Origin of the sequence: Streptomyces graminofaciens, assembly GCF_030294945.1 — a bacterium.
GTDB classification, from domain to species: domain Bacteria; phylum Actinomycetota; class Actinomycetes; order Streptomycetales; family Streptomycetaceae; genus Streptomyces; species Streptomyces graminofaciens.
In genome coordinates, this window is the sequence record NZ_AP018448.1 from 5,294,007 (window position 1) to 5,309,615 (window position 15,609).

12 protein-coding genes and 1 pseudogene are annotated in these 15,609 nt (G+C 68.5%); 7 read left to right on the forward strand and 6 right to left on the reverse strand.

Features of this window, described 5'->3' with window-relative positions; all coding sequences use genetic code 11:
• Window positions 1–370 precede the first annotated feature (370 nt).
• A complete protein-coding gene (locus SGFS_RS22545) occupies window positions 371–2,197 on the reverse strand; it encodes a phosphoenolpyruvate carboxykinase (GTP) (RefSeq protein WP_286252836.1) in 1,827 nt (608 codons plus the stop codon).
• A gap of 349 nt (window positions 2,198–2,546) precedes the next feature.
• Between SGFS_RS22545 and trhA the strand changes: the two genes are divergently transcribed.
• The 4 genes from trhA (at window position 2,547) to SGFS_RS22565 (ending at window position 6,333) form a co-directional block, all read left to right on the forward strand.
• A complete protein-coding gene (trhA, locus tag SGFS_RS22550) occupies window positions 2,547–3,296 on the forward strand; it encodes a PAQR family membrane homeostasis protein TrhA (RefSeq protein WP_286252838.1) in 750 nt (249 codons plus the stop codon).
• Between the two features lie 105 nt (window positions 3,297–3,401).
• Window positions 3,402–4,946: a DHA2 family efflux MFS transporter permease subunit gene (locus SGFS_RS22555; RefSeq protein ID WP_286252840.1), complete on the forward strand. Its 1,545-nt coding sequence runs from the start codon at window positions 3,402–3,404 to the stop codon at window positions 4,944–4,946.
• Between the two features lie 5 nt (window positions 4,947–4,951).
• Entirely contained in the window at window positions 4,952–5,581 is a 630-nt protein-coding gene (locus tag SGFS_RS22560) for a TetR/AcrR family transcriptional regulator (RefSeq protein ID WP_286252841.1), read from the forward strand.
• Between the two features lie 35 nt (window positions 5,582–5,616).
• Window positions 5,617–6,333 carry a Mut7-C RNAse domain-containing protein gene (locus tag SGFS_RS22565; protein WP_286252842.1) on the forward strand — a complete coding sequence of 239 codons (717 nt, stop codon included), beginning with the start codon at window positions 5,617–5,619 and terminating at the stop codon, window positions 6,331–6,333.
• 202 nt (window positions 6,334–6,535) lie between these two features.
• On the opposite strand, the gene SGFS_RS22570 is transcribed toward SGFS_RS22565, so the two are convergent.
• Complete coding sequence (locus SGFS_RS22570) at window positions 6,536–6,949, reverse strand: hypothetical protein (RefSeq protein WP_286252843.1); 414 nt, start codon at window positions 6,947–6,949, stop codon at window positions 6,536–6,538.
• A 268-nt stretch (window positions 6,950–7,217) separates the two neighbouring features.
• Between SGFS_RS22570 and SGFS_RS22575 the strand changes: the two genes are divergently transcribed.
• The 3 genes and pseudogenes from SGFS_RS22575 to SGFS_RS22585 all read left to right on the forward strand — a co-directional run bounded on the left by SGFS_RS22575 (window position 7,218) and on the right by SGFS_RS22585 (window position 9,029).
• Window positions 7,218–8,042, forward strand: a complete 825-nt coding sequence (locus SGFS_RS22575; RefSeq protein WP_286252844.1) for a hypothetical protein — start codon at window positions 7,218–7,220, stop codon at window positions 8,040–8,042.
• A 146-nt stretch (window positions 8,043–8,188) separates the two neighbouring features.
• Window positions 8,189–8,398 (forward strand): annotated as a pseudogene (locus SGFS_RS22580) (tyrosine-type recombinase/integrase); the annotation flags it as partial.
• A 262-nt stretch (window positions 8,399–8,660) separates the two neighbouring features.
• The gene (locus SGFS_RS22585) at window positions 8,661–9,029 is read left to right on the forward strand and encodes a hypothetical protein (protein ID WP_286252845.1); all 369 of its coding nucleotides are present in this window, start codon (window positions 8,661–8,663) and stop codon (window positions 9,027–9,029) included.
• Here SGFS_RS22585 and SGFS_RS22590 read toward each other — a convergent pair.
• Genes SGFS_RS22590 through SGFS_RS22605 form a run of 4 tightly spaced genes read right to left on the reverse strand, consistent with a single transcriptional unit; the run spans window position 9,016 to window position 15,588 of the window.
• The gene (locus tag SGFS_RS22590; protein ID WP_434028207.1) at window positions 9,016–11,466 is read right to left on the reverse strand and encodes a galactose oxidase-like domain-containing protein; all 2,451 of its coding nucleotides are present in this window, start codon (window positions 11,464–11,466) and stop codon (window positions 9,016–9,018) included. The genes SGFS_RS22585 and SGFS_RS22590 overlap by 14 nt on opposite strands.
• 8 nt (window positions 11,467–11,474) lie before the next feature.
• Entirely contained in the window at window positions 11,475–12,662 is a 1,188-nt protein-coding gene (locus SGFS_RS22595) for a glycosyltransferase (protein WP_286252846.1), read from the reverse strand.
• Entirely contained in the window at window positions 12,659–14,323 is a 1,665-nt protein-coding gene (locus SGFS_RS22600; RefSeq protein ID WP_286252847.1) for an ArnT family glycosyltransferase, read from the reverse strand. The genes SGFS_RS22595 and SGFS_RS22600 overlap by 4 nt, the downstream gene beginning before the upstream one ends.
• Complete coding sequence (locus tag SGFS_RS22605; RefSeq protein WP_286252848.1) at window positions 14,320–15,588, reverse strand: glycosyltransferase; 1,269 nt, start codon at window positions 15,586–15,588, stop codon at window positions 14,320–14,322. Before SGFS_RS22605 ends, SGFS_RS22600 begins: the two co-directional genes overlap by 4 nt.
• Window positions 15,589–15,609 lie beyond the last annotated feature (21 nt).

Here is a 15,609-nt window from a genome sequence, read left to right on the forward strand (position 1 = left end):
GGGCGAAATGGTCCCGAGCGTTTTTACTCCCGGCCCCCGGGCATGTGTGTCGGCTGCGACCCGGTGGGAGCCAGTCGCGCAGTTCCCCGCGCCCGTGCAGGGGCGCGGGGAACTGCGCGAGCAACCACAACGCACCCGCACCCGCACCCGCACCCGCACCCGCACCCGCACCCGCCACACAACCCCACCCACCCGAGCTCTCACGCCCAGGCGGGGTCGAAGGGGCGGCAGCCCCTGGAGGGAGGATGGGACGGGTAGGGGCGGCGGGGGCGAGAAGACTCTCCGCGCAAAAGGGTCCGCGGCCGGTCGAGGAGACGTCGCTGGTCAGGGCAACCCATATCCGACCGGCCGCGGAGCTGGAAGGGGGACGTCAGCCCAGGCGCTCCACCAGCGCGCGGTACTCGTCCCACAGCTCCTTCGGCGTGTGATCGCCGAAGGTGTTGAGGTGCTCGGGAACAAGCGCTGCCTCTTCCCGCCACACCTCCTTGTCGACCGTCAGCAGGAAGTCCAGGTCGGCGGACGACAGTTCAAGCCCGTCCGTGTCCAGCGCATCCGTCGTCGGCAGAATCCCGATCGGCGTCTCGACGCCCTCCGCCTTGCCGTCCAGCCGGTCCACGATCCACTTCAGCACCCGGCTGTTCTCACCGAAGCCCGGCCAGACGAACTTGCCCTGCTCGTTCTTCCGGAACCAGTTGACGTAGTAGATCTTCGGCAGCTTCGCCTGGTCCCGGCCCTTGGCGACGTCGACCCAGTGGCCCATGTAGTCGCCCATGTTGTAGCCGCAGAACGGCAGCATCGCGAACGGGTCGCGGCGCAGCTCGCCGACCTTGCCCTCGGCGGCGGCGGTCTTCTCGGACGCCACGTTCGCGCCGAGGAAGACACCGTGGTTCCAGTCGAAGGACTCCGTCACCAGGGGGACGGCCGTCGCGCGGCGGCCACCGAAGAGGATCGCCGAGATCGGCACCCCCTTCGGGTCCTCCCACTCCGGCGCGATGATCGGGCACTGCGCGGCCGGCACCGTGAAGCGGGCGTTCGGGTGGGCGGCCGGGACCTCGGAGGACGGCGTCCAGTCGTTGCCCTTCCAGTCGGTCAGGTGCGCCGGGGTCTCCTCCGTCATCCCCTCCCACCACACGTCGCCGTCGTCCGTCAACGCCACGTTCGTGAAGACCGAGTTGCCCCACAGCGTCTTCATCGCGTTGGCGTTGGTGTGCTCACCGGTGCCGGGCGCGACCCCGAAGAACCCCGCCTCGGGGTTGATCGCGTACAGCTGCCCGTCCTCGCCGAACCGCATCCACGCGATGTCGTCGCCGATCGTCTCGACCGTCCAGCCGCGCACCGTCGGCTCCAGCATCGCCAGGTTCGTCTTGCCGCACGCCGACGGGAACGCCGCCGCCACGTACTTCGACTCGCCCTGCGGCGGAGTGAGCTTCAGGATCAGCATGTGCTCGGCCAGCCAGCCCTCGTCCCGCGCCATGACGGACGCGATACGCAGGGCGTAGCACTTCTTGCCGAGCAGCGCGTTGCCGCCGTACCCGGAGCCGTAGGACCAGATCTCGCGGCTCTCGGGGAAGTGGGAGATGTACTTGGTCTGGTTGCAGGGCCACGGCACGTCCGCCTCACCCGGCTCCAGCGGGGCGCCGAGGGTGTGCACGGCCTTCACGAAGAAGCCCTCGGAGCCCAGTTCGTCCAGCACCGGCCGGCCCATGCGGGTCATCGTGCGCATGGAGACGGCGACATACGCGGAGTCGGTGATCTCGACGCCGATCGCGGAGAGCTCCGATCCCAGCGGGCCCATGCAGAACGGAACGACGTACATCGTGCGACCGCGCATCGAGCCGCGGAACAGGCCCTTCTCCCCCTGGAAGATGTCCCGCATCTCGGCGGGCGCCTTCCAGTGGTTGGTGGGGCCCGCGTCCTCTTCCTTCTCCGAGCAGATGAACGTGCGGTCCTCGACCCGGGCGACATCGGTCGGGTCGGAAGCCGCGTAGTAGGAGTTCGGGCGCTTGATGGGGTCGAGTTTCCGGAAGGTGCCCTTCTCGACGAGCTCCTCGCACAGGCGCTCGTACTCGGCCTCTGATCCGTCACACCAGACCACGTTGTCCGGCTGCGTCAGTTCGGCGATCTCGTTCACCCACGCGACGAGTTCTCGGTGGGTGGTCGGGACGGTGGAGGGGGGAGCCGCGATGTCGCGCGCCACGATTGCTCCTAAATGAGGGATTTTTTTGTTGGAGGCCCCGTGGGGGCTGCGACCCGGATGCCTCAAAGCTGAGATCTTCAGCGCTCATCCGGTGCCGACCGCACTCATTTGATCATCCGACGGGTCCGCGCATATGTCCATAGGGCCTCACACGTGAGCGGAGTGAGCCCTGCCACTCCAGGCGATTCGCCCGGTGAATTCCTGTACGTCACCACGACGTCACCACGAGTGCCCAGGAAGTCACCCGGGTATCCCCATTCACGCCCGAGCATGAGACGATGGCCACTTCGGGATACCGAACGGGCGTTGCCGACGCGTAACTTACGGTTCCGTAGGTACGATTGCGTGCATGACTGCGTCCGCCCCCGACGCGCCCACGGACACGCCGGCCGACGGCCGCGAGTCCGGCGCGCCTTCCCTGCCGCATCAGATCGCCCACCAGATCGGGCACCACATCCCCGATCCGGTCAAGCCCAAGCTCCGGGGCTGGCTGCACCTCGGCATGTTCCCGGCCGTGCTGGTCGCGGGCCTGGCGCTCACCGCCCTCGCGGACTCCACACGCGGACGCATCGCCTGCGGGATCTTCGCCCTCACGGCCTGCCTGCTGTTCGGCGTGAGCGCGCTGTACCACCGGGGCAACTGGAGCCCCCGCATGGACGGCATCCTGCGCCGTCTGGATCACGCCAACATCTTCCTGATCATCGCGGGCACCTACACCCCGCTGACGATGCTGCTGCTGCCGGACGGGAAGGGGCAGTGGCTGCTGTGGGGCATCTGGGGAGCCGCGGCCGCGGGCATCGCCTTCCGCGTCTTCTGGGTCGGCGCCCCGCGCTGGCTCTACACGCCCTGCTACATCGCGATGGGCTGGGCGGCCGTCTTCTTCCTGCCCGACTTCATGCGTTCGGGCGGCATCGCGGTGCTGGTCCTGGTGATCGTGGGCGGTCTGCTCTACAGCGCGGGCGGCGTGATCTACGGCCTCAAGCGCCCGGACCCGTCACCACGCTGGTTCGGCTTCCACGAGGTGTTCCACTCCCTCACCCTCGCCGCGTTCGTCGCGCACTACGTGGGAATCTCCCTGGTGGCCTACCAGCACGCGTAGCGCCCCCACCCCTCTTCCAGGGCCACGGCTTCGAGCCGTGGCCCTTTTTCATTGCCCCGAACACTTGATTGACATGGACTACCTTTTGAGAGCTACTCTCATTTCATGGATACTTCCACTTTAGACCCCCGCCGCTGGTGGGCTCTCGGCGCCCTCGTCGCGAGCATGCTGACCCTCGGCTTCGACATGACGATCCTGAACGTGGCGCTGCCGACGATGGCGGCCGACCTCGGCGCCACCACCGGCCAGCAGCAGTGGATGGCGGACGCGTACGTAGTGGTCTTCGCGGCGCTGATGCTTCCGGCCGGGCTGCTCGGCGACCGGTTCGGGCGGCGGCTGATGCTGATCACCGGGCTCGGGATCTTCCTCGCCGGATCGCTGGTCGGCGCCCTGGCGGGGGACGTGAGCGCGGTGATCGCCGCCCGTGCCGTGATGGGCGTCGGAGCGGCCCTCGTGACCCCGCTCGCGCTCTCCGTCCTGCCCTCGCTCTTCGGAGCCGACGAGCGCGCCAAGGCCGTCGGCATCGTCTCCGCCGCCTCCGCTCTCGGCCTGCCGCTCGGCCCGATCATCGGCGGCTGGCTGCTGAACCACTTCTGGTGGGGATCGGTCTTCCTGGTCAACGTCCCGATGGCCGCGGTCGGCATCGCCGCCTGCGTCTTCCTGCTCCCCGAGACCCGCGACCCCGCCTCCCCCAAGGTCGACACCGTCGCCACCGCGCTCACCGCGACCGGCCTCGGCACCCTGGTCTACGGGATCATCGAGGCACCGGTCCGCGGCTGGGCCGACCCGCTGGTCCTGGCCGCGCTCGCGGCAGCCGTCGTACTCATCACCGCTCTCGTCCTGCGCGAACGCCGGGCCGAGCGCCCCATGCTCGACATGACCCTCCTCACCCACCGCGGCTTCCTCTTCAACACGATCGCCGCGACCCTGGTGATGTTCGTCCTGACCGGCCTGCTGTTCGTGCTTCCGCCCTATCTCCAGGCGGTCCTCGGCCACGACGCCTTCGGCACCGGCGTACGGCTGCTGCCGATGATGGGCGGCATCCTGGTCGCCTCCCGGACGGCCCCACAGGCCGCCGCGCGCTTCGGCGGACGCGCCACGGTGAGCGCGGGCCTGGTGGTACTGGCCTTCGCCGCCCTCCTCGGCAGCCGTACGACGATCGACTCCGGCTACGGCTTCACCGCACTGTGGCTCGCGATCACCGGCCTCGGCTTCGGCTTCTCCCTCATGCCGGCGATGAGCAACGCCCTGGGCACCCTGCCCCGCGACCGCGCCGCCAGCGGCTCCGGGCTCCTCATGACCCTGCGCCAGGTCGGCGGCGCGATCGGCATCGCCCTGCTCGGCAGCCTGCTCGCCGCCACCTTCCGGGACCGCCTCGACGTCACCGGGCTGCCCGCCCGGGTCGCCGACACCGCCGGGGAGTCGGTTGTCGCGGCGCACACGGTCGCCAAGAAGACGGGCTCAGCCGACCTACTGACCTCCGCGAACAGCGCGTACGTCCACGGCATGGGCGTCGTCCTGCTGGTGTGCGGAATCGCGGCGATAGTCGCAGCGCTGCTGGCGGCGGCGTTCCTGCCGGGGACACGGAAGGCGGACGACGCTGCGGACGCCCCGGACATGGCAGCCGAGCAGGCCGATGCCCGACAATGACCGGCATGACGCCCGCACGCACCTCTCCCCCCACGGACGCCCCCCCGCTGGGACTTCGTGAGCGGAAGAAGATCAAGACCCGGACGGCGATCCGCGACGCGACGTACGCACTGATCAAGGAACAGGGCTACGACGCCACCACGATCGAGCAGATCGCCGAGCGCGCCGACGTGTCGCCGTCCACGGTCTTCCGCTACTTCCCGACGAAGGAGGACATCGTCCTCACGGACGAGTACGACCCGCTCATCCTGGAGGAGCTGCGCCACCGTCCGGCGGACGAGCCGTGGATCGAGTCGCTGCGGTATGTGATGCGGAAGGCCGTCCTCGTCGGTCTCGAACAGGAACCCGAGATCACCCGGTTGCGGTCGCTTCTGCTGGTCCAGGTCCCCGCGGTGCGTGCCCGGATGCGGGAGAGCATCTCGACCACCAGCCGCATGCTCGCCGGAGCCGTCGCCGAACGCACCGGCTGGGACCCGGACAGCCTGGAAGTACGGGTCTACACGATGTCCCTCATCAGCGGCTTCGGGGAGATCTCCCTGTACTGGGCCGAGAACGACTTCCGGGACGAGCTCTTCGACCTGGTCGACCGCACCGTGGACGTCCTGGCGAACGGCCTGCCGACCCGAAAACCCTGAGGCCACAGCCGGGGCTCGCGTGACATCCTGACCAGGTGAACGGTCCCGAGATCCACCTCGAATTCGCCCCCGACCTGGCCCTGTTCGTCCAGCGCAAGCTGCGCCGGACGCTCACCACGGACGGCGCCTCGTCCCTGGGCCACGTCGTCGAGTCGGCGGGCGTCCCGCTCACCGAGGCCGGTTCCCTGTGGGTCGACGGCCGAGAGGTCCCGACGTCGTACGTCCCGGTCGCCGACGACCACATCGAGGTACGGGCCGTCGAGCGCCCCCAGCGGGTCCCCGGCGCTCCGCTCCGCTTCCTCCTGGACGTCCACCTCGGCACCCTCGCCCGCCGCCTGCGCCTCCTCGGCGTGGACACGGCGTACGAGTCGACGGACATCGGCGACCCGGCACTGGCCGCGCTGTCGGCCGCCGAGCAGCGGGTGATGCTGAGCCGCGACCGGGGGCTGCTGCGCCGCCGTGAGCTGTGGGCGGGGGCGTATGTCTACAGCACGCGACCGGAGGAGCAACTCCGCGACGTACTAGACCGGTTCGCCCCCGAGCTGCGGCCGTGGAGTCGGTGCACGGCGTGCAACGGACTGCTCAAGTCCGCCACGAAGGAGGAGGTCTCCGACCGGCTGGAGGGCGGGACGCAGCGGTCGTACGACGTGTTCGCACAGTGCGGTGAGTGCGGGCGGGCTTATTGGAAGGGCGCGCATCACGAGCAGCTGGAGGCGATCGTGCGGGAGGCGTTGAGGACGCGTACGGGGTGAGGCGGGGGTCGATTGCCCAAGCGCGCTCGTGACGGTCGGCGCTGCTTGGGGCTGCGGGCCTGGAGCGCGCCGTGCAGCTCCTCGACCAGCAGGGCCAACCGATTCGATCGGGACAGATGACTGGGACGGAAACTGAAACGGGCCGGGCCGGGCCGGGCCGGGCCGGCTGGGCAAACTGCCCGGTGCCACTACCTCAGCTTGCTCAGCCAATCAGTAGCAGCACCAGCCACATCACGGCGGCAAGTGAAGGCAGCGCGTAGGCGATCAGCGGCAGCGAGCTCCGTCCTCGTGGTCGGCAAGTAGCCAAGGTCTCCGCATAGTCACGGAACCTCGCAGTCGCGCGGCGTTGGAGCGCTCGGCTGTATTTGAGGTGGCGGTGTCCGGTGTACAGCCAGATGAGCGTGAATGCGATTCCGAACGCTGCCATCGCTCGGGCGGCAGGCAGGTTGTCGTTGCCGGCGGCCAGGATGGTGCTGTAGGCCACGGCCAAGAGGGACTGCGCGACCAGGAACAGGTTTCCCTGCTGGTAACGCACGTTGCCCTCGTGGAGGCAGTGCTGCCAGAGCCGATTGTCTGCTGCCCGGAGTTCGTCTGTCTCGCCGATCGGGTCCCCCATGGGAGCTTCTTTCCCCTCCGCGGGCGGAGCTACCGCGTCCGGCTGTCGGGACGTCACGCATCCGTCGCCGGGCGCCAGATCGTTTCCTGTGGGCGACGACCGAGACACAAAGCCGACCGGCCTATGAGTCGTTGGAAGCTCTACGACAACCGGTACGCCGCAGCCGGCGCTGAGAAGATGATGTGGGCAACACCGCGTCAGCACCCAGCCGTTCACAGAATTGCCATTACTGATCACAACCTGTTGTCGACCTGTAATGCTGGATTACATGAGTAAGGTGTGGCAAGGGGACGTCATCAATGGCTCGCGCTTCGTGGTCCCCGCCTCGGATGTGATGCCGAGGCATGTGTTGTGCGCGATCGGAGTCGGCCTGGATCTCGACGTACTCAACCGGGCGATTGATGAGGCAGGCGGAGGGGAGTTCACCCTCGAGGAACTGCACCAAAGCCCGGACCCTGAGATGCGTAGCGCATTTGACGCCGCGTTGGGTGCCCGTCAGTTCACCAATGACGACGGGTTCGGCGATGACGACTGGGCTGCGGTGGATGCACATGACTCGGTTGCCTATGTACTGTCGCCGCCGATCTCCCAGTCCACTGCCTTTGACGTCTCCCGGCGAGCGCTGGCCGTCACTGCCGCGTTGCTGGCCAACGGGGCTACCGCGGTGAAGAACGAATCCAGCGGCGTGGCGTGCGGGCGCGAGCGATGGCTGGCCCTGGCGGACAGGACGGCAGCCCCTGAGAATGCGTACGACCTTGCAGACGCCCTTGTCCAGGCATGGGTGGTGCCCGTTCTCGCCAGCGAGGACGTGTACTACAGCTGCGGCATGCATCTCCTCGGCGAAGCCGACGTGGAGCTGGCACCCGGACCCATTGACGAGCCAGAGCTGCTGCATGAGTGGGTGACCACCATGAACGTCGCGGCGTACTACCTGCTGACCGAGCAGCCCGAACACGGCGTTCAGGACGGCGAAGGATTCCGGATCTCCCCGGACGCACGCAAGTGGATCATGAACCGGGTCGAGTGTGAACACTTCGAGGAAGACGACTTCTTCTACAACCCCTACGGATACTGGCGCCTCACCCCCGGCTAGCCCCGGTGATGTCAGCCGTGGGGGGGGGGAGTGCTGTTGCGGCCCGTCAAGACCACGGATCACCTACCGACACCGACGTCCACACTCATCCACCAGACCCGCAGCACCGGCCCGTTGTGGAGGGACCAGCGCGTTCGAGCCGGGCCCCCGGCCTTCGGGTCATCCGGCTTCACGACGCTCGGCATGGCACGGCGACGCTCCTCACGACTGCCGGAGTCGCGCCCCGCGTCGTGATGGAGATCCTCGGGCGCAGCCAGATCAGCATCACCATGGACGTGTACGCGCGCGTCGTGCAGGACACCCGGCGCGAGACCGTCAGCCACATGGATCGACTGTTCAAGCGGCGGCTGGTGTGAGTGACCGCCCTCGCTGATGCCAGAAGTGGATGTCAAAGGCTCCGGACCATGATCGGTTCGGGGCCTTTGCGCTGGTGCCCCCGGCAGGATTCGAACCTGCGACACGGCCTCACTCACCTCGCAGGCGCGCTGCACACCCGCTCCTTGAGCCTTGGTGTCAGGGCTCCAGTCACGTACCGGCCCGTTCTTGAGCACGCGTACGCAGACGGGTTGAGTACGGGAACCGATCAACCAGGGCCGGTGGGCGCGGTTGGGTGGTGGCATGGACACCGCGCTTCCGAACCCGAACCCGAGCCCGTCGGCCTCGCCCACCTGGCCCGACCTCTCACGGTCCTCCCGGCGCATCACCCTGTGGGCGGCTCTGGGGCTGATCCTGCTCGTGCCGATGGTCCTGATGTCCTTCTTCGTGACCCTCTGGACCGAACGGGGAAGCCGTTGCTTCACCTACGGCGAGACCTGCCCCACCATCCCGGGCGAAGTCCTCTACGGCTTCTTCTGGGCCTCCGTCGCCGCCGGTCTGGTGGCTGCGGTGTGGCCCCGCACCCGGTGGATGTCCGCCAGGAGCGGGGCCGTGATCCTGCAGTGGACCCTTCAGGTCGTGCTCTGCCTGATCATCCTCAGCGGCGCTTGACGTCCGCCTTCCCGCACGCCAGGCCGTCCCTGTTGCGGTCCAGCTTCAGCGGGTCGTCCTTGCCGTTCACCTTCAAGCGGCCGTAGTCGTTCTTCTTCAGCCACTCGCAGCGGGACGCCGTCGTGTTCTTGACCTCCTTCGGGAAGGTGGTCGGGACGCAGACATTGACCGTGCCGTAGTGACGGTCGCAGCCGGAGACCGTCGGGCTGACCTTCTGGGAAGCCCGCTTCTTGCCCGGCCCCGTGACCTTGCCCTTCGGGGCGTCCGCGAAGTCGTGGACGTGGGCCGAGGGAGTGTCGGCCGAGGCGGCGGCCATCGCCGACGGGCCCTGGAGGTGGACCCATTCCGCCACCGAGGGGACGCCGTTCGCGTCGACCGCGAAGAGCATGTACCAGCCGGGCGGGGCCAGGTTCGGGTTGCTCGTCACGTTCAGGTCGATGTTGTCGCCGTCGACCGAGAGGGGCAGGTCCACGAAGCGCTGGTTCGGGTCGGAGGAGTGGGTGACCGCCGCCGGGCGGATCAGCTCCGCCTTCGCGATGGGCCGGTCCACCGTGATGCGCTGCGTGTCGCCGTACACCCACTCCTTGTCGATCACCGAGGTGATCTTCGGGCGGGTGCCCTTGAGGAGGTACGGCGGGGTGTAGATCGACACGTCGTGGTTCCAGGAGCCGTTGCCCGGGTTGTCACCCGTCGACATCACGCGGCCGTCGGGGAGCAGGAAGGCCGAGGAGTGGTAGCCGCGCTCCTCGGGGTCCGCCGCCACCGGGTCGAAGGTGTTGGTCGCCGGGTCGTAGAGCGAGGACTCGTACACCGGGTCGGCCCGGTTGTGCAGGGCGCCGCCCGTCTCCAGGACCTTGCCGTCGGGCAGGAGCACCGCGGAGACATACATCTTGCCCTGGTTGCCCGTTTCAGCCACCTTTCCGTTCCCCAGATCCACCGTGCCCTGTGGGATCGGCGGGCCCGCCGCATACGCGGGGTTCGCGGCCTTCAGGTCGATGATGTCGGTGAGGCGGTTCGCCGCCGGGTTGGATTCGATGTTGCCGCCGCCGATCGTCAAGACCTTCTGGTCCTGAGCCGGAGGCAGCAGCACGCTCGCGGACTGGTCGCGTTCGTCCTTGTTCTGCAAGCCGGGGATCTGCGTGACGCTGTTCGCGCCGTAGTCGTAGATCGCGCTGCCCGTGCCCGGGATGTTGTTGCCGAAGACATGGCTGCCGGAGTAGAAGAGGCGGCCGTCCTGCATCAGGATCATCGACGGGTACAGGCCCCAGTACGACCAGGTCTGGTTGACCTTCCACAGCGGCTGCCACTGCTGCTCGGCGTCCGACCACAGCTCGGCCGTCACCGATCCCGTGGAGTCCTCGCGCAGGCCGCCGAAGGAGATGACGTCGCCGTTGCCGAGGATCGTCGCCGACGGGTACCAGTGGCCGTCGTTCATGTCGTTCGTTTTGGTGTACGTCTCCGTCACCGGGTCGAATACGTACGAGTCCTTGAAGCCCTCGTAGCCGTGCCCGCCCACGACCGGGTACGCCTTGTTGCCGCTCATCACGAGCACCCGCCCGTCGTCGAGCTGGACGTGACCGGCGCAGAACATGTCCTTGGGCGTGGGGATGACCTTGTACGTGCCGTTGACCGGGTCGTAGACCGCGCTGGTGAAGGTGCCCGCCTCGAACATCGTCTCGCTGTTGCCGGAGCCGGCGATCAGCAGGACCTTGCCGTTGTTGAGGACGACGGAGTGCATGGAGCGGACGGGGTTCTTCGTGGGCAGCACGTCCCAGCGGCCGTTCGCGCACTCCTCCGCCGTGCCGCTGCACACCGGGGTGGGGACGGGGTCGGCGACCCGGTCCATCGTGTAGTCGTCCGTCGTGACCGAGCCGGTGCCGTAGACGGAGACACCCCAGGTGATGCGGTCGGTGCCCGCGGGGATCTCCGGGGTGCGGACCGTCGCCTCGGTCCAACTGCCCGCCATCGCGAGCGTCTTGAGGTCGGTCCAGTACTGCCAGCCGGCCGTCGTGTCGTGCCGGAAGAGGGTGACGGACGTGTCCGGGGTCGTCGACTTGTACCAGAGGCCCAGGTCGTACTGCTTGCCCACCGAGACCGTCGGCGCGCAGGACGCCGACTCGGTGATCAGCGCCTTGCGGTCGCCGTCGACCCGGCGGGTCAGCTCGACCTTCATGGCCTTGGAGCCGGAGTGGGCGTCGGACGTGGTGGTGAACGTGAAGTCGTTGTCGCCCCAGCCGGACTTCTCCCAGCAGTACGGCATGCCGTCGCCGCCGGCGGTCTCGAAGCCGGGGTTCTGGACGAGGTTGGCGGCGGAGGCGGGCTGGGGCGAGATCAGCAGCAGGCCGGAGGCGAGTGCTCCGACCGCCAGGAGTGCTGTTCTGCGCCTGGGGCCGGGTCTGGGTCTGGGTCTTGGGCTGCGGCTGATACGGATCTTCAAGCCGTGGTTCACCTGGTTCTCCTTGCTGTGCGGCTCCTGCGCGGCAGGTAGACCAGCGCTTCCGTCCCAACGAAGCGCAGGACGAACGTCGTGACCAGCGCGAGCGCGGTGGCGGTCAGCGCCCCCATCCCGAACCGGCCGACGAACAGGGCGATCAGCGGGATGCGCAGCACCAGGTCGGCGTTGGCGAGCAGCGCGAACCTGCCGATGCGGTCCCACCCCTTGCGGTGCCTCCGCCGCTCGCGGAAGCACAGATGCTCGATGAGGTAGAAGTTCCAGACCACCCCGAGCTGGTTGGCGAGGATCTCGGCGGGGACGTAGTGCATGCCCGCGGCGGTCAGCGCCCACAGGCCGACGAGGTTGGGGACGAAGCCCGTGACGCCGATCAGGCCGAAGACGATCATGCGGGCGAGTGGGGACGCCGTACGCAGTCCGACCAGGTGGCGCAGGAACCTCAGGCCCTCCTGCGCGGTCGACTTGGACTCCCCCGCGAACCGGTCCTGGAAGACGAACGGCACCTCCGTGACCTGGCGCGGGCGGCTGCGCACGGCGAGTTCGAGGAGGATCTTGTAGCCGAGCGGCTGGAGGATCTCGGCGGTGACCGCGCTGCGCCGGATGGCGAAGAAGCCGCTCATCGGGTCGCTGATGCCGTGCAGTCGGCGGGGGAACAACGACTTGGTGAGCCAGGTCGCCCCGCGTGAGACGGCCACGCGGTAGCTGCCCGCGAGTCCGGCCCGGCTGCCGCCCTTGATGTAGCGGGAGGCGACCACCAGACCCGCTGACGACCGCTCCCCGGTCGCCACCAGCTCCGGTACCAGGGACGGCGGATGCTGCAGGTCACCGTCCATGACGACGATCCAGTCGGACGTGGCGGCCTTCATGCCCTCGACGACCGCGCCGCCGAGCCCGCCCACCGGTTTCTCGCGGTGCAGCACGGTCACCGGGAACGGGCAGTCCTGCGCGGCCTCGTTGATCACGGCCGGGGTGTCGTCGGTGGAGTCGTCGACGAAGACGACCTCGCAGGGCAGCCGCGAGGGCACCGTCTCGGTGATCCGGTGCAGCAACTCCCGTACGTTGGCGGACTCGTTGTAGGTCGGTACGACGATGGTGACGGCCCCGGGCTCCGGAACCTCTGCGGCCCGGACGGCCGGGTCGCCCAGCTCCTCGGGGACGACGGACTCGTAGCCACTGCTCATCGGTCGCCTCCAGCGGCCTGGATCTTGCGGATCTCGACCCGGTCCTCGCCGGTGCCGAAGGTGGCCACCGGCGTCGAGTTCTCCATCGCGGCCTTGACGTTGGGCAGGTCGGCCGCGTCGCGCCGGACCGTCGGCGAGGCCACCACGTAGTCGAGGTCGCGCCAGCCGCGCGGCATCGTCTTCGTCACGGCGGGGTCGAGGTCGGCCTTGTAGAACCAGATGACGCCGAGGCCTGGCTTGTAGCCCTCGTGGACGAGGTCGAGCCAGAGGGCGTCGTCGACGAGGACACGGGTGTCGCCGGGGTCGTCCACCTCGGTGCCCAGCCACTTCGACGCCTGCTGGTAGGGGGCGTTCGCGTCGAAGGTCATGGCGGTGTGGTTGCCGTCGTACCAGCGCGGGACGACGTACGCGGCGGCGGCCGCGGCGAGGGCGAGGGCGACCGCGTGGCGCGCCCAGGTCAGGGCCCGTTTCTCGGTCGCGCTGCGCCATCTGCGCAGGACGCCGTGGGCGACGCTCGCCGTGCCGCCCGCGAGGACGAGGGCGAGGAAGGGCAGCGCCTGGATGACGTACATCGCGGGGAGGTAGCCGGGGCGCAGGGCCATGCCGGCGAGGATCGCGACGGCGAGCGCGGGTCCCGCGAGGGCGCGGGCGGTCACCGACCAGCGCCAGGTGATCAGGAGCAGCACGGCGCCGGCCAGGCCGCCGAGCGGCAGGACGCGGTCGTAGTACAGCCAGGACTGCAGGACGCCGTACGAGCCGGTGCCCTCGGTGAGGATGAAGCCGGAGCCGGGGCGGCTCATCTGGTAGGCGATGCCGTCCCAGAGGGAGACATGGCCGGCGCCGGGGAGCAGTTCGCCCTTGAGCCCGGCGAACAGCGGGTAGGAGGCGCCGATCAGGGCGCAGGCGGTGACGGCGCCGGTGATGGCGAACTTCCTGGTGTCCCGGTGGCTGTGCCGCCACATGGTGAGCAGCACGGCGGGCAGGACGAGGAGCATCGTCTCCTTGGTGAGGACGGCCGCGGCGGCGGCGAGCCCGGCGGCGAAGTGGTGCCAGAGGTGGCGGCTGGGCGAGGCGGCGAGGCAGAACGCCAGCAGCGTCCACATCACCGCGATGTTGTCGAGGAAGATCTCGCGCTGGAGCACCACCGACAGCGGGGACAGGCCGAACAGGGCCATGCCGAGCCCGGCGGCCCAGCGGGGCAGCGCGAGACGGCGGCCGAGGACGTACACGAGCACGGCACTGACCGCGCTGATCACCAGCATCACCGCACGCATCGAGCCGACGGTCATCGACTCGGGGGCGACGTGGGCGGGAATCCAGGTCAGCAGTGCGATCTGGATCCAGCCGAGGGGCGGGTGGTCGTACCAGTAGGTGTAGTGGGCGAGTCCTCTGCCCTCCTGGACGGCCCAGGCCTGGGCGAGATAGGTGCCCTCGTCGTCGCTGAGGGCCGGGTAGTCGGCGATGTTCCAGCCCTGGACGACCAGGATCGCGACGAGGAGGAGGCCACAGAGAATGAGGTCTGGGCGGGACGAACGTAGACGAGTAGGGGCGGAAGAGACGGTTGTTCGACTGGCCGAACCGGCTGTGGGCGCGGCTGTCCGCTGCGCGGGGACCTTGACTTCGATTTCGGTCTTGGTCGCCGCGGGAAGTGTGGAGGTCACGCAGGAACGTCCTCTCGGTTCACGTTCGCGTTCACGAGATGTGCGCCGACGTGGCTGGTCAACTCCCAGTCGTTGCGGCCGCGTTGCTCGCGCCATACGGCGCGGACGGCGGCACCGGCGAGGAGGACCTGGTAGAAGGGGCCGCCCACGACGAGCTTGAGGTAATGCACGAACCGGACGCGCAGGCCGTACTGCTTGCCGAAGTCGTGCAGTCCGACGACCTCGAACACGAAGGTGACGAGGGCGGTGACGGCCGGCAGGAAGGTGATGAAGGCGACGCCGACGGGCACGTCGAGGAAGAGCGCGATCGCCACGTTGAGCGGGATGATCACTCCGGAGATCGCCTGGAGATACGGCGTCATCAGCGTGTAGCGGGCGAGCAACCGCTGGCGGAAGCCAGGCAGTTGCTTCCAGTCCTTCTTGCGGTAGACCTGCAGGAAGCCCTGGTTCCAGCGGGTGCGCTGCTTCATCAGCGACATCAGGCTGTCCGGGGTCTCCTCGCGGGTGACCATGTCGGAGTCGTACGCGACGACGACCTTCTTGCCGACACTGGACAGCCTGACGCCCAGGTCGCAGTCCTCTGCGAGGCACTCGGGGTCCCAGCCGTCGGCGTCGCGCAGCACGCCGGTGCGGACGAAGACGGTGTTGCCGCCGAGCGGGATGAACCCCTTCTGCGCGTGCAGATGCAGCCGGGAGCGGAACCAGAAGAAGTACTCCAGGCAGTTGCGCAGGCTGTACCAGCTGGAGTGGAAGTTGATGAGCTGCACACCGCCCTGGACGACGTCGGCGCCCGTGGTGCGGAAGGCGTGGTCGACGTGGGACAGCAGCTCCGGATGGACCTGGTCCTCGGCGTCGAAGACCCCGACGACGTCGCCGCGGCAGTGCGGCAGCGCCGTGTTCATGGCCTTCGGCTTGTTCTTCTTCTCGTGGTGGTCGACGACGACGCGGACCCGGTGGTCGCGCTTCTCGGCCGCCCGGGCCACCGCGGTGGTCTCGGGGTCGTCGTGGCCGACGATCACGATGATCTCGAAGTCCTCATGGCTGGATTCGAGGAGTCGTTGGATGGTGTGGTCGAGCACGGCCTGTTCGTGCCGTGCGGGCAGCAGCAGTGAGAACGACACATGTTCGTCGCCGTCCGGTCTGCTGAAACGGGTGGAGGCCAGCACTTCGGGCGTACGCCACGCGTGCATCTGCCACCACAAGGTGAAAGCCGCCATCCAGAACAAGGCCAGCGAGACGACGGCTATGAAGACAGACGTCAGCAAGAAAGATCCCCCCAGATCCCC